Genomic DNA, 14082 nt, shown 5'->3' on the forward strand with positions numbered 1-14082 from the left:
TCAACGCTAGAGGGTAAAAGAAAATATAGCTATCTTGAATAAATTCCGAGCACTTTCAATGCCTGAGCTAAGATAGCGGGATAATGCACAAAAATATTGACATTAAAAACAGATTTTATTGACAATTCACGACATGGACGACTGAAGTATTGTCGTGATTCGTCAAAATTTTGGTGCTTTATTGTCACACTTCGCATTTTTCACTAAGCAACTGATTCTTGTTGCTCCGCATCGGCTACAGGTGGTGTCACTAACTTTGGTTTTTGCTCAACCCACTTCGCAGGGAAAACCGATTCAATCGCTTGAGTCAGCGCTTTGGAAAGTGGCGCAGGTAGAGGTAAACCGAGTGGATTGGCTTCTTTTAAATCAGCAGATGAAACCACGCGTGTGCCCATGACATAATCAAACCATGGACGGGTCACACACCAATTCGCATCTTGATTTGAGTTCATGTGATGATCATAATGCCAGGGAATACGTTTTTTTGCCCATTCTGGCTCTAAATGAGAACGGCGATGCACATAATAATAATTACCTGCACAATACCAGAATGACAGCGCCATCCCTTTGGAGAATGGATAGGCTGCCGCACTCAACACGGTTGCAACCACAGCCAATGACATAATTTCATTACGTGTACGCCAACTGTCTAGACCTTCCACATAACAATCATCAGAAAAGTCTTGTTTACGGACTTCACGATGATGTGCCCAATGCGATTCCATCTGTTTTGGCGTTGGACTGAAACGTGGCTTGCCTTTACGGTGTACCCCATGCAATAGATATTTATGAGCAAACCATTCATATGCATTTACAACTGCCAAACCTGCAACAAAACCCTTCAACATGGTTTTCTCCAAATGTTTCCTTATTTTTTTAAAGATATAAATTTTTGTAGGCGAAGTATTGACGATACGATATATTTATATTGACAAAACACGACAGAATAAGGAGTAGACAGGATGTCCCAACTCAAGAACTATACAGGCTCTGTTTATGGCGGATTAGGGCATTTATTAAAGGCTTATTGCGAAACAAAAAATATTGAAATTCCTGAGCAATTACAACAAGTCCAAAATCTTGAACGTTTTGATTACGTCATTTGGCGTGACTTACTTGAAGATCTTAATCGTTTAAATCCCAAGACAGGTTTAGGCTTAGAAATTGCAGAGCACGTACAACCTAAACATTTAGGAATTATTGCTTATCTCGCACTGTCATGTGAAAACTTGGGCGAAGCATTGGCGCGTTATCATGATTTTCATCGCTTAATTTATGATGGTAGCCCTCTCGTCGTTGAATTTAACCCACCCTACGCATCAATCCGCTGGGAAGCTCCAGAACCCAACCCAACCCAATTAACAGATGAAATTGCAATTGCGCTGATGGTGCAATTCCATAAGTTATTTCTGTCAGGTGAAGATCTCAATCTACACGAAGTGCATTTTGTGAATACCGCACCGAAAAACATTATGGTTTATGAGCAGTATTTCCGTTGTAAAGTCCGTTTTGATCAGCCTAAAACTCAGCTACTTCTACCTGTTACCGAAGCCTTTAAGCCACTTCGAACAGGAGACCACACCTTACAGCAACTGCTTTTACAGCAGGCACAGGCACTTCTGGACAAGCTACCCAACTCGACCCAACTCGACCAACGCTTGCAGCACGCCATTTTGACAGGCCTGCAAAAGAACCAATACCAGATCGACTTTATTGCGAGGAAACTGGGAGTTTCGGTTCGGCAGTTACAACGCCACCTGCAACAGCAAAATGCCACTTTTCAGGAACGGGTACAGGAAGTTCGCTTTATGCTGGCAACTGAATATCTAAAAGACCCACACCTGAGTTTACAGGAGATTGCCCTGCTGCTTTGCTATTCAGAACAGAGTGCCTTTCAGCGTGCATTTAAGTTTTGGACTGGTTTAACCCCACAACAGTGGCGGAAAGACAACACAACTTACAATTCGTAATAAATTTCGGGGCAAACTAACGGTTTCACAACTGATCATTATTTTTACACCATTTATACAAGAGCGTACAACCTGTGTGAATTACTTCACATTTATTTCACAGGTCTTAAACATATCCATAATAAATTTTTGGATGGTTACTTTTTTATTTTTTTATAAATTGTGTGGTGATAAAAATGAACAAATATTTAGCAGAATTTCTCGGAACCTTTTGGCTCGTATTTGGTGGTTGTGGTAGCGCAGTGCTTGCAGCTGCATTTCCAGAACTTGGAATCGGTTTCTTAGGTGTTGCTTTTGCTTTTGGTTTAACTGTTTTAACAGGCGCTTATGCCTTTGGTCATATTTCTGGAGCGCACTTTAACCCCGCTGTCAGTGTGGGCTTATGGGTGGGTGGTCGTATCGAAGCCAAAGATTTAGCACCTTATATTATTTCGCAAGTGCTCGGTGCAACATTCGCCGCATTTATTCTTTACATTATCGTCCAAGGTCAAGCTGGCTTTTCAGGCACAGGTGGCTTCGCAACCAATGGTTATGGTGAGTTATCTCCAAACCACTTTTCTTTGGCTTCAGCATTTTTAATTGAAGTGGTTCTGACAGCGGTTTTCTTGATTATCATTTTGTTATCTACACATAAGAATGCCCCTGCTGGTTTTGCACCGATTGCGATTGGTTTGACTTTAACTGTGATTCATTTAATCAGTATTCCAGTCACCAATACATCTGTGAACCCTGCACGTAGTACAGGCGTTGCCTTCTTTGCAGAAACAGCAGCATTAAGCCAACTTTGGTTGTTCTGGGTTGCGCCAATTATTGGTGCTGTGATCGGTGCAATCATCTACAAGGTGGTAAGCAACGAGAAAAACTAAGATATATTGCAATAAAAAACAGCCTGATTAGGCTGTTTTTTATTTATAGAAATGGGTTTTCTATCTCTTGTTCAGGTCGACGTTCTATCTTCGCAGGCAGATCTTGCTGCTCTAATGCTGCCACAAGCTCATTCACAAACTGCTGTAAAGCTTTTGCTGTTTTCAGACCCTCTTGATCTTTGGTGATCTGCAAATTGCCGTATAAGCTCACGCAATCTAAATCATTTTCTAGTGTCAGATCATAAATCGCTGCTGACTCATTTCCATTTTGAAAAGGCTTAAACATTTTTTCTCTCATTGTTATTGTCAGTTTTACACCATGAGCGAAGTGCGGAGACTTTGCAATCTTCGCTACATTATCTCAACAATTGTAAGAAATACTGAACTAGGGCATCGACTAACTGCTTGATTAATGCCTGTTTAGTTTCCTCATCGATCTGTGGGAATTTACTTTCAACAGCTTGCGTTTGTCCTGAGGTGAACTGTTTTTGCTGTGCTTGAATACTGGCATTATCCGCTTCATCTGCGCACTGACTTTGGCCATCCCAATGCGAGTAACTGATCTCTCTATTGGCTTTTACATTTTGCGCAGTGAGTGGAAGATGATAAACATTCCGCTTCTGTTGTTCGGTCAGCTGCGGAAATAAATTGATTCCCAGTTTCTCTTCTAGATAACAGATACTCACCACTTTCACCTGCTGAGAATTATTGTTCGGAGCGTAATAAGCACCAATAATCCCCTGCTTGGGCAAATAAACTGCCTTATATACCGCCGTTGGTACAATCACTCCACTACCAATCGTTTTTAATCTTTTACCTTCAAAAACTGGCCCAGTGAGTACATAAGCATCTTTATGATGTTTGGTTACGACTGCTCGAACCGCCTCTTCTAATTTACGCCAAACTTCCTGATTATTTTTAGGGGCCTGTGGCACCATATTAGCTAAAGAGAAACTATCATATTGTGCAGCGGTGTTATTCATATCGCCATTTGGCGCCATGTGCCCACGGTCATAGCCTGAACCACGGTAGTCTGCTAACAATGCACGATGAGCGAGAGGCACTCGTGTTTCTTCATGAAAACTATCTTCGCGTTTAATCTTGATGCTTAAACGTTCAGGTGTCAGATATTCCGCTGACCACAATGGTGTTTTTGAAATACCTGAATACATCACGTTAAAGTCATTAAAGCACAGCGCATAACTATCTTTTTTTAGACTTTCTTTTGTAAATAAAGGAGGAACATCTCGATAAAATTGTTCTAAACAAGCCCCATGACTCGATGGCAAAGGAATTAATTTAGAAATTTTTTCATTACCAAATGCAATTGCGAAACTGCCTGTTGCGATCAAAGCAAGAACAATTTTTCCAATATTCTGGCTTAAAAAATTAGCTTGAGTTTTAGCCTTTTTGCTTGGTTTCTTTGCCATAACCACATCAAGATCAACATGAACGCGAAGCTTAACAATTCAGGAGCATGCTGTATATTGCGCTACCGCCTAGAACGACACTTTATGTCGCAAAACTGTTCACTTGATCAGCAGACAATAAAAAAGGCACTCGAAAGTGCCATTTTCCATACAGGTTTTCACTAGATCTCGATCTGGCTACCCAGCTCTACCACACGGTTGGTCGGAATCTGGTAGAAGTCACTCACAGGGCTGGTATTACGCTGCATTGAGATAAATAAGCGTTCGCGCCACGGAGACATACCATCTCCCACACTATGAACAATACGATCACGTGAAATAAAGAAGCTAATTTGCATCAAATCGTATTCAAAGCCTAATTCTTCGTAAGCTTGAATCAAGGCTTTTGGCACATTAGGTTCATCTTTAAAACCATAGAAAATTTTGATGCGATAGAAATGTTCATTCAACGTTTCAACACTAATTCGCTCTTCTTGAGGGACAAATGGAACATCTTCAATCACAACAGTGACTAAAATATTACGCTCATGTAGTACTTTATTGTGCTTAATATTATGTAGCATCGCATGTGGAACAACATTAGGCGTTCCTGTTAAAAAGACTGCATCGCCAGGTACCCGATGAACATTGTTCCCAATACTTTTCACAAATAAATCGAGTGATAGAGTGTCATGTTCAAGTTTAGCAAAAGTAAGCTCACGCCCACGTTTCCACGTCATCAAGATCGTAACGGCGACTGCACCGATCAATAACGGTACCCAACCACCTGAGAACATTTTTAATGATGCTGCTGCGACCAGTACGGATTCCAAAATAAAGAATGGAATAATCAACAGCATCACCTTTGGTAAGCTCCATTTCCATGCATAGTATATGAATACAGCAACCAAAATCGTGTCGCATAACATGGTTAAGGTCACAGCCAAACCATAAGCACTTGCGAGGTTTGAGCTAGTTTTAAAAATTAGAATTAAGATGACGATCGCAATCAGCAATAACCAATTCAGAAATGGCACATAAATTTGTCCTTCTTCAGAATCAGAAGTATGTTTAATGCCTAAACGTGGTAAATAACCCAATTGGATTGCTTGACGTGCTAATGAGAAAACCCCAGAAATAACGGCCTGCGATGCAATCACAGCTGCCATCGTTGCCAAGATAATCATTGGGTACAAAGCCCAACTTGGGACTAGTAAATAGAATGGATTTTCAATCGCCGCAGGATTGCGAAGTAACAGCGCACCTTGTCCAGCATAATTTAATACAAGGCAAGGCAAAACGACACTAAACCAACCGAAACGAATTGGACGTGGTCCAAAATGCCCCATATCTGCATATAAGGCTTCACCACCTGTGACCGTTAAAACAACAGCACCCATAATAAAAAATGCTTGTACAGGATGAGTGAAAATAAACTGAATTGCCCAATGAGGACTAACCATACCGAGTACGATTGGTGTTTGTACAACGCTAATGACGCCCAAGATCCCTAATGACAAAAACCAAAGTAACGTAATTGGCCCAAAAAATTTACCAACAAACGCGGTTCCGTGTTTTTGCATTAAAAATAATGTCGTTACAATCACGATTGCAATTGGCACAATAAAAGGATCAAGTACATTGGTTGCAATTGATAGACCTTCAACAGCGGAAAGTACTGAGATTGCAGGCGTAATAATACCGTCACCAAAAAATAGCGATGCCCCAACAAAACCAATCGCAATTAAATAAATCTTTTTACTGTCGGATATTTTTGCTTTGCGTAGATTCAAAGCAAGTAGAGCCATGATTCCACCTTCACCATTGTTATCCGCACGCATAACAATCGCGATGTATTTAATACTAATAATCAGCATTAAACACCAAAAAATAATCGACAAGATTCCTAATACATTTTCAGGTTGAATTCCTAGCCCATGTGCAGCATGGAAGGATTCTTTCAAAGCGTACAAAGGACTAGTTCCAATGTCTCCAAATACGACCCCTAAGGCTGCCAGCGTCATCGCAGGCAATGCGGCTTTTTTTGCGGTACTTTGCATATATTGTCTTCAATATAGAGCGTTATAGCGCAATATTATCACTAGCCAAAAAGTTTTTCTGCAAATCTATGCTGTAATAACTTGGCAGCTCGCTTTTTTTTGGTTACTATCGCACACCTTGGTGAGGTGTCCGAGTGGCTGAAGGAGCACGCCTGGAAAGTGTGTATACGTTTGCGCGTATCGAGGGTTCGAATCCCTCTCTCACCGCCAAGTTTACTTTCTATGATATCTCATAGAGTCCTAAAAGCTTAAATCTAAAGGGTTTAGGCTTTTTTTATTGCCTTATGTTTTCCAATTAATCCTATTGAATCCTGAGATAGTTGGGGGTATAACTGGGGGTATAATAAATTACCCCCATTTTTATACCCCCAAATTTCTACGGAAACTGCTGCAATGCTTACAGATGCTCAGGTTAGAAAGATAAAACCACTTGATAAGAAAAAACGTTATTCAGATGAAAAAGGACTATATTTAGAAGTCACTCCGTCGGGTGGAAAATTCTGGCGTTTAAAATATCGGTTCAATGGTCGCGAAAGCACTTTAACCATTGGAAGCTATCCAGAAATATCCCTTGCTCAAGCTCGCCGTACACGTGATGAAGCACGTGTTCAGCTTTATAAGAATATCGACCCCAATGCTTTGAAAATGCAACGATTACAACAAACGGATGAAAGCATCCTATTTAAATCCCTTGCGATGGAGTGGATGGCAGATCGTAAAGCAGTCATTAAAGAAACAACTTACCTACGTGATTTGTCTGTATTTGAAAAAGACCTTTTCCCTGCTTTAGGTGATATGCCTATTGATCAAATTAAGGGTAAAGATGTGCTTATTTGTGCAAAAAAAATTGAAGCACGTGGTGCATTGGAAATGGCAAAACGTTCGATTCCTTTATTCATCCCATAGATTTTGATCAATTAAAAGCCATTAAACTATCAAATTCATTTGTTTATTTTTTCACTTGTTTTTTTCAACAGAATCTGTAAAATTCACGCCACGTTGCCGGCATAGCTCAGTTGGTAGAGCAACTGACTTGTAATCAGTAGGTCCACAGTTCGAATCCGTGTGTCGGCACCATTAAATTCAAGAAAGGCTTAAACTTTTAAGGTTTAAGCCTTTCTTATTACCTAGTTTTTAACTGCACTCACCTGAACATAACGCACCAGACCATCTTGATAGAGTTTTTGGCACAACTTGGCCGTCATTGCTATTTTGAGTTGGGCAAAATCAAAAGGCTTGTTCCTTGGTCTTGGTGACCGTGTATCAATATATTGGGCAAAACCTTTCAAAACAGGTTCTGAAAAATCTTGAATGACAATGTCCTTAAAACCACGCTTTACCAGTATTTGAGAAAGCTGCTGCTCGTCCATCAAATGCTGCCATCTCACATCAGCACCTTTTAACAGATAGCGATATTGCTGTTTGTGTAGATAGGAACAATGTTGCCAATCATCCGACCACATCAAATAATGAAAGGCAATTCGCCCTTTTGAATTCAAAACAAAAGAAACTGAATCCAGAAATAAATTCAATTCACTGTGATACGCAGCATCAACACATACGGCCACATCAAATAAATTTAAAAAGTGCAGCGGCCTTAAATTCAAAAAAGAACCACAGATGCTTTGCACCTGTGGCAATTCCTTTTGAATTCGCTGAATGTAATCTTTCTGTAATTCAACTGCACTCAATTGTTCAATATGATAATGATTAAGCCAGTGCAATAAACTAGCACCTTGCCCACAACCAAGGTCTAAAACACGATCTGTCGACTTGAGCTGAACAGATGCCGCGATCTGATCAGCTAGGTTTTGACATGCCAGTGGATAGTTATGCTGTTGACCTTGCCAATACCCCAGATTGCTCCAGGCAAGCAATGAATCATCACCCAGCCGTTTGGCATCAATTGCATATTTATGCCCAATGACTTTTTCGATGAATGCCTGTCTAAAAGTCGCCATGTTTAGTACCCGAGTTCAGGTGCCACCTTGACTTTGGGTTTAAGCCCAACAAAAGGCAATGGCGCACCCAGGATTTGGGCAATATGCATGGCAGAGGTCACGGCGGACTCTAAAATTGGCAGGCCATCACATGACCATGAGCCACAGTAAAACACCTTACGGTTCAACTGTAGGTGTTGTTGCTGAATTTTTTTGTTCAATGCCACAGTTTCAGAATCCACTACCGCGCGGGTCAGTTTCACTTTGGAAATAATTTTTTTGGGATCAATCTCAATCACAGGACACCAAGTCTGGAAAACCGCATTTTTACCAACCAGACTGGGTTCAATAGAATTAATCCATACCGTAAATTGCTGGCGTGTAAACTTTCGGTCCATCATATAACTAAGTACTGCCCAATCCTTACGGCGCTGAGGCATGACAATCGGGTCAGTGTGAATCACCAAATCCCCCTGTTCAAACCTAAACTGTTTTAACAGGGCAATATCTTCAGCAAATTGTGGCTGCTTGAGGAAACCCTCAATGGCAGGCGTTGGGGTGGCAATCACCACACGGTCAAATGACTGGCTTTCGTCCAGCGTATTTTCAACCCTTACCTTGTCTCCCTGCTCTTCAACTTTCTGAACCGCTGAACCACTATAAATGCTGATTCCCGCGATTAGGCGATCCACCAATGCAGGTGTGCCCCCTTTCATACGCAACAGTGCCTCACCCTCAGTGAGCTGGCGAATAAATTCCAGTAAAGGTTTGGCAGGCCATTCACCAATCGTTTTTGGATGACAGGTGCAAATTGTATAAAGCACCGGCATTACCGTGCCGTGCCAGAACACTTCCTCAATATGGTACTGATTCATGAACTCAGCTAGGGTGATGTCCTGATTGTCCGACTTAAAGAACTGGGTGATGGCGGTCTTGAGTTGCAGCATGCCCTTGACCAAACGCCAGCCATACTGCTGTATGCCCTTGCGGTTGTTGATAATCGGAAAATTGCCAATACGGCTACGCGAGGTGGTCAACCATGTATCGGTTTTATCTTCAAACAGCCAGCTACAGGCCATAAAGGTTCGTACTGGAAAGGTTTCTATGCCTAAATAGGTTGCCAGACTGAGCGTGTTTTTCCAAAGCTTCGGATTCATCACCCGTAATGGCGCGTCAATCAGGCCTCCTTCAAAATCAATACTGTGACTATCCATGCCTCGACCAGAGAGGGCCTCAAAGATAGTCACCTGATGTCCAGCATCCTGTAGGATTCTGGCGGCAGCAAGCCCTGCCATTCCACTGCCAATAATTGCAATATCCAAAATTATGTCCCATCAGTTGATGATTTTTCTTGATTATGACTGATCATCGGCTCAAACGCCGTATTAAAAAATACCAGATTCAGCATTTAGGCCAGAATTTTGTCGACCAATTATTTGTCGGTTATATTTACATTTTGACAAAAATTGATTTTACACGCTAAATAGATGAAAAATAAAACTTTATTAGATCAAAACCCACAAAAACATACAGATCGTACTTTATATATCCATTTTTTGCACTATAGGGGCCTTTGCAAAGTATAATTTTAGCGCTATTCTGATTAAACAATAATGAGAACAGAGTGACATAATAAACTGTACAAGAATAAGTGACCAAATATTAAAAAAATCAATAGAGAACCTTATAGCGAGAGCCCATCAGTCAAACAGAGTGATGGGCTTTCTTATATAAATAGCTGATTTATCCTAGTTAATAACTCTCCATGATGCTCAGTTGTTGGGGCAAAACGGTAAGGCGCCGCATAATCCAGCAACAGGAAAGGACTGATGCTTTGCCCTAGGCGATCATAGGAAAACAGGTTGTAGACTGGGAAGCCATCACCCACCCAATGCATGTACTTATTTTCATAGATACCAATAATCTTTTTCATCTCTGTACTCCTATTCATTTAGAAGTTCTGGTTTTGGGTTTGATTTTACGCCTTGCAAGTTCAGGCTTATAGCTATGGAAATACAACACATGGTCCTATTTACAGAACGAGGTATGTTTGTGAGAACCGAAGTCAAATATGAATGAGACAATCTCCTAGAAAAGAAGAAGCTAATGAAAATAAAAAAGGCATAAAATTTAATTTTATGCCTTTTCTTGAGGGTTCTACGATGATCTAAAATGGTAAATCATCATCTAAATCCGCAGGGGCAGCCGCCGCAGGTTGTGGTGCTGCTTTTGGTGTATTAAAGCCATTGCCCGCCTGTGGGCTACCTGCATAGTTGCCCTGGTTTCCACCAGCAAAGCCACCGCCTTGACCATAACCATTCTGGTTATTGTTAAAGCCCGTATCCTGGTAAACGCCACCCTGATTGTTATTGTTGTTAAATCTTGGCTGGTTGAAGTCATTGCCACCCGCAACCCCCTGTTCACCTTGCTGACGTGAATCTAGCATCTGCATTTGGTCACCACGGATTTCGGTGCTGTAGCGCTCCTGACCATTCTGGTCCGTCCACTGGCGTGTGCGTAATGAACCTTCAATATAGACTTTTGAGCCTTTACGCAGGTATTGTTGTGCAATCTCACCCAAACGGTTGTGCAGCACAATGCGGTGCCATTCCGTTTGTTCCTTACGCTCACCTGTATTCTTATCTACCCACGACTCACTTGTTGCAATCGAAAACTGGGTTAATGATCCACCATTTGGAAAGGTTTTAGTTTCTGGATCTTTACCTAAAGTACCGACTAAAATAACTTTATTCACACCACGCATTAGCTGTATTCATCCTATGTATTTCTGTGTTTTACTTTATAAGAGTTATGCTTAAATGGCTACCTCTTTGCCCAACAAGTGCGTTAAATCTTGTCGCCCAGCATCATCAATACACTGTTTATCGACCTTAATATAGGCAACCTGCTGCTCGGGCATCACCACCACTTCTTCAATACCACGAATTGCCAATAGTTTTGAAGTCCATTCATCTGTTTGTACCCCCTGAGGCAGGGGCAATACAATCGAGGATAAATATCTTGGCTGCGCCAGCCCAAAACTAATCAGCAGCCATAGTATAGCAATCCCCGCCAGCACACTCCACCCGAGCGCAGTATTCTGTAACATCAAAAGCTGTCCACCCAGCGTACCGCCAAAGAATGCACCCAAAAACTGGCTGCTGGCGTTTACTCCCATTGCGGTGGCCTTGGACTGGAGGGGTGCGGCCTTGGACAACCAGGATGGCAGCAAGGCTTCCATCACGTTGAACGCAATAAAGAAAATGCCCAGCCCAGCCAGCAGTACATATTTGGATTCATAACCGAAGATCAGGATCAGCAAACCACCAATAATGCCTGCAATTGCAGACAGGAAAATGCCGCGCATCTTGCGGTATTTTTCCGCAATGATGATACTTGGAAAGGCAAAAAACAGGCTAATTACTAGAAGCGGCAAATAAACCAGTCCATGTTTGGCCAGTGGAATCTGTGCATATTCAATCAACTGTGATGGTACATAGATAAACATCGCAGTTAGCAACAGGTGCAGGGCAAAAACCGATACATGCAAGCGGTTCAGGTCGCCCATCTGAATGACCTGTTTAAGCTGATTCAGATAACCTTGCTGATAGTTTCGATGATGTCGGGTCACTTTCGGAACCAGCAACAACATCAGGATTGCCACCAGTCCCATTAGTGTAGTGACAAAAAATAATCCTGAAATCCCCACAATACTGGTCAGCCACGGTCCCAGACTGAATGCCACTACAAAGGACAATCCAATGCTCATGCCCATCGCAGCCATTGCTTTGGTTCGCTGCTCCTCACTGGTGACATCCGCCAACAATGCCATCACCACCGCTGACACCGCACCCGCGCCTGCGATGGCACGCCCAATAATCACCCCATAAATGGTGTCAGAGAAGCCAGCAATGGCCCCGCCCAATGCAAACAGCAACAGGCCCAAAACAACCAGGGGTTTTCGGCTAAAGCGGTCGGCCAACAGGCTGAATGGAATCTGCAGGATTGCCTGGGTTAGGCCATACACCCCGACAGCCAAGCCAATCAGGGCTGGCGTTGCATATTGATAGGATTGTCCTGCCACTGAAAACACAGGAATAATCATGAACAGGCCCAACATGCGTAAGGCAAAAATGCTACTTAGGGCAAAGGTTGAACGGCGTTCTAAAGCATTCATTGTTGATAAGACACTGTAACTGACTCAGCGAATTATAAGCCATTCGCCTACAAAGGTTGTAAGGAGATGATGAAAAATCTGGCAGAAAATTCCACAGCGTTTTTGAATTTATCTGGTTCAACTGAAAATAGGCTTAAATCTCCCAAGGGATTCAAAACAAATGCCCGTCAAGATTCTGCTATAGTTTGAAAATCATTGATGGAATAACACTCGCATAGGCTCAGTTCATGACGTTTTCCCAAGAGGTTTGGCAACGTAATCTCGATTTATATCAAAAAATATTGGCACTACCTTTTAATCAGGAGCTTGCCGCTGGCACACTAGACAGTAAGGCGTTTTGCCATTATGTCATTCAGGATGCACATTACTTACTGGCTTATGGCCGCGCACTGGCTGTTGCCGCAGCAAAGGCCTTTGACGCAGATGACGTGATCCAGTTTTCCGAGGCCGCCAAAATTGCGATTATTGTGGAGCGCAGCCTACATAAGGATTTCATGCAGGCATTTGGCATCACTAAAACTGAGTTTGAAAGCACGCCTTTAACCCTTGCCTGTCATCATTACACATCGTTCCTAACTGCAACGGCCTGGTCGGAAAGCTACCCTGTGGTTTTAGCCGCCCTGTTACCTTGTTTCTGGATTTATGCAGAGGTTGGCAACGATATTGTCAGCCAGTCTGTGGAAAATAATCCCTATCAGGCATGGGTGGATACCTATTCAGGTGAAGAGTTTCATACAGCCGTACGCAACGTGATTGCAACCGTTGATAAAGTGGCCGCACGCTGTGATGCGGATACTTTGGCAAAAATGCATGCAGCCTATAGCATGGGTGCAAAACTGGAATGGCTCTTCTGGGACAGTGCCTATCAGCAAAGAGAGTGGTTGGGGTTGGACCACGCCTAAAACATTTCATACAGACATAAAAACATTTCCAGCACTAAAATATAAACATGCAATATAGCAATCAACGCAATTAAAATTGTTCCCAACATTTTATTTTTTCCTTGTTTTACCGCTTATACAATGGATTTAAATGTAGCACTGATCTATTTCAATTGCTCAATCGGCAATACGATTTGTGTGACTTTCCAGCTTAAGCCTTGTCGCTGCATTGTGACTGTAACAGGAGGTTTTGGATACGGATATTGAATCTGGACCACAAAACGATTAAATGCCTGATATTTACCTCGATAAGACAGCTTTTCCTTTGCTTGCGCTCCTGCCTGTGTTTGCTGTTGTTCGGATTGTTCAGGCTGGGTTTGAAATGGCAAACTTTCTTTTAGCTTTTTTCCCTGTAAAAGCATGGCAACTCCTTGCGGACTGACCATCACATCCACCATTTTATCCACCATCGAAGACGCCAGTAAGGCACCGAAAGCGGCAAAGCCACCCTCCGATGCCTGTGCATGTTCTGGAAATTTCTTTACGAGTTCGGTATTCAACTGATCCTTGATTCCCTGTCGAACACTGGGAAAATCAACATAGGCTGCCAGTGCTGCACTGTCTTCATTCTTCAATGCCTGACGGATTTGGTAAATTGCCAGATAGGGAGATGTATATACAAAAGCGAAAATCAGTAGAACAATCGCAATAATAGAAACTTGCAGTTTTTTTGACATGATGCCCTCAATTTTTGGAATTTATTTTTGAATAAATGGTCT

13 protein-coding genes, 2 tRNA genes and 3 pseudogenes are annotated in these 14082 nt (G+C 42.1%); 7 read left to right on the forward strand and 11 right to left on the reverse strand.

The window, feature by feature from the left end; all coding sequences use genetic code 11:
• Window positions 1-203: 203 nt before the first annotated feature.
• A complete protein-coding gene (locus F967_RS01400; RefSeq protein ID WP_004797727.1) occupies window positions 204-848 on the reverse strand; it encodes a sterol desaturase family protein in 645 nt (214 codons plus the stop codon).
• Between the two features lie 114 nt (window positions 849-962).
• Here F967_RS01400 and F967_RS01405 point away from each other — a divergent pair, with 114 nt between their 5' ends.
• Complete coding sequence (locus F967_RS01405) at window positions 963-1970, forward strand: AraC family transcriptional regulator (protein WP_004797729.1); 1008 nt, start codon at window positions 963-965, stop codon at window positions 1968-1970.
• Window positions 1971-2146: 176 nt separating this feature from the next.
• Window positions 2147-2836 carry an aquaporin Z gene (aqpZ, locus tag F967_RS01410; protein WP_004797731.1) on the forward strand — a complete coding sequence of 230 codons (690 nt, stop codon included), beginning with the start codon at window positions 2147-2149 and terminating at the stop codon, window positions 2834-2836.
• Window positions 2837-2879: 43 nt separating this feature from the next.
• Here aqpZ and F967_RS01415 read toward each other — a convergent pair whose 3' ends face one another.
• The 3 genes from F967_RS01415 to F967_RS01425 all read right to left on the reverse strand — a co-directional run bounded on the left by F967_RS01415 (window position 2880) and on the right by F967_RS01425 (window position 6305).
• Window positions 2880-3122 carry a hypothetical protein gene (locus tag F967_RS01415; protein WP_004797733.1) on the reverse strand — a complete coding sequence of 81 codons (243 nt, stop codon included), beginning with the start codon at window positions 3120-3122 and terminating at the stop codon, window positions 2880-2882.
• Between the two features lie 70 nt (window positions 3123-3192).
• Entirely contained in the window at window positions 3193-4266 is a 1074-nt protein-coding gene (locus tag F967_RS01420) for a DNA/RNA non-specific endonuclease (protein WP_004797735.1), read from the reverse strand.
• A 161-nt stretch (window positions 4267-4427) separates the two neighbouring features.
• Entirely contained in the window at window positions 4428-6305 is a 1878-nt protein-coding gene (locus tag F967_RS01425; protein ID WP_004760474.1) for a potassium transporter Kup, read from the reverse strand.
• A gap of 120 nt (window positions 6306-6425) precedes the next feature.
• Here F967_RS01425 and F967_RS01430 point away from each other — a divergent pair.
• The 3 genes and pseudogenes from F967_RS01430 to F967_RS01440 all read left to right on the forward strand — a co-directional run bounded on the left by F967_RS01430 (window position 6426) and on the right by F967_RS01440 (window position 7382).
• Window positions 6426-6515, forward strand: a tRNA-Ser gene (locus F967_RS01430).
• Window positions 6516-6698: 183 nt separating this feature from the next.
• Window positions 6699-7199: pseudogene (locus tag F967_RS01435) on the forward strand (tyrosine-type recombinase/integrase); the annotation flags it as partial.
• Window positions 7200-7306: 107 nt separating this feature from the next.
• Window positions 7307-7382 (forward strand) — tRNA-Thr (locus tag F967_RS01440).
• A 50-nt stretch (window positions 7383-7432) separates the two neighbouring features.
• Here the strand turns inward: F967_RS01440 and F967_RS01445 are convergent.
• Entirely contained in the window at window positions 7433-8266 is an 834-nt protein-coding gene (locus F967_RS01445; RefSeq protein WP_004797739.1) for an SAM-dependent methyltransferase, read from the reverse strand.
• A gap of 2 nt (window positions 8267-8268) precedes the next feature.
• Window positions 8269-9567, reverse strand: coding sequence for an FAD-dependent oxidoreductase (locus F967_RS01450; RefSeq protein WP_004797740.1), 1299 nt, complete (start codon window positions 9565-9567; stop codon window positions 8269-8271).
• 35 nt (window positions 9568-9602) lie between these two features.
• Between F967_RS01450 and F967_RS14620 the strand changes: the two genes are divergently transcribed.
• Window positions 9603-9728, forward strand: a complete 126-nt coding sequence (locus F967_RS14620; RefSeq protein ID WP_265586634.1) for a hypothetical protein — start codon at window positions 9603-9605, stop codon at window positions 9726-9728.
• 279 nt (window positions 9729-10007) lie between these two features.
• Here the strand turns inward: F967_RS14620 and F967_RS01455 are convergent.
• The 3 genes and pseudogenes from F967_RS01455 to F967_RS01465 all read right to left on the reverse strand — a co-directional run.
• Window positions 10008-10178: pseudogene (locus F967_RS01455) on the reverse strand (hypothetical protein); the annotation flags it as partial.
• Window positions 10179-10412: 234 nt separating this feature from the next.
• A complete protein-coding gene (gene ssb / locus F967_RS01460) occupies window positions 10413-11009 on the reverse strand; it encodes a single-stranded DNA-binding protein (protein ID WP_004678963.1) in 597 nt (198 codons plus the stop codon).
• 51 nt (window positions 11010-11060) lie between these two features.
• The gene (locus F967_RS01465; protein WP_004797743.1) at window positions 11061-12422 is read right to left on the reverse strand and encodes an MFS transporter; all 1362 of its coding nucleotides are present in this window, start codon (window positions 12420-12422) and stop codon (window positions 11061-11063) included.
• A 227-nt stretch (window positions 12423-12649) separates the two neighbouring features.
• On the opposite strand from F967_RS01465, the gene tenA reads away from it, so the two are divergent.
• Complete coding sequence (gene tenA, locus F967_RS01470; protein ID WP_004797745.1) at window positions 12650-13324, forward strand: thiaminase II; 675 nt, start codon at window positions 12650-12652, stop codon at window positions 13322-13324.
• A 17-nt stretch (window positions 13325-13341) separates the two neighbouring features.
• Here the strand turns inward: tenA and F967_RS14020 are convergent.
• Window positions 13342-13413 (reverse strand): annotated as a pseudogene (locus tag F967_RS14020) (DUF1304 domain-containing protein); the annotation flags it as partial.
• 54 nt (window positions 13414-13467) lie between these two features.
• Window positions 13468-14040, reverse strand: a complete 573-nt coding sequence (locus F967_RS01475) for a DUF2939 domain-containing protein (protein WP_004683497.1) — start codon at window positions 14038-14040, stop codon at window positions 13468-13470.
• Window positions 14041-14082: the final 42 nt, after the last annotated feature.

The sequence above is a fragment of the Acinetobacter sp. CIP 102637 genome, from assembly GCF_000368425.1.
GTDB lineage: Bacteria > Pseudomonadota > Gammaproteobacteria > Pseudomonadales > Moraxellaceae > Acinetobacter > Acinetobacter parvus.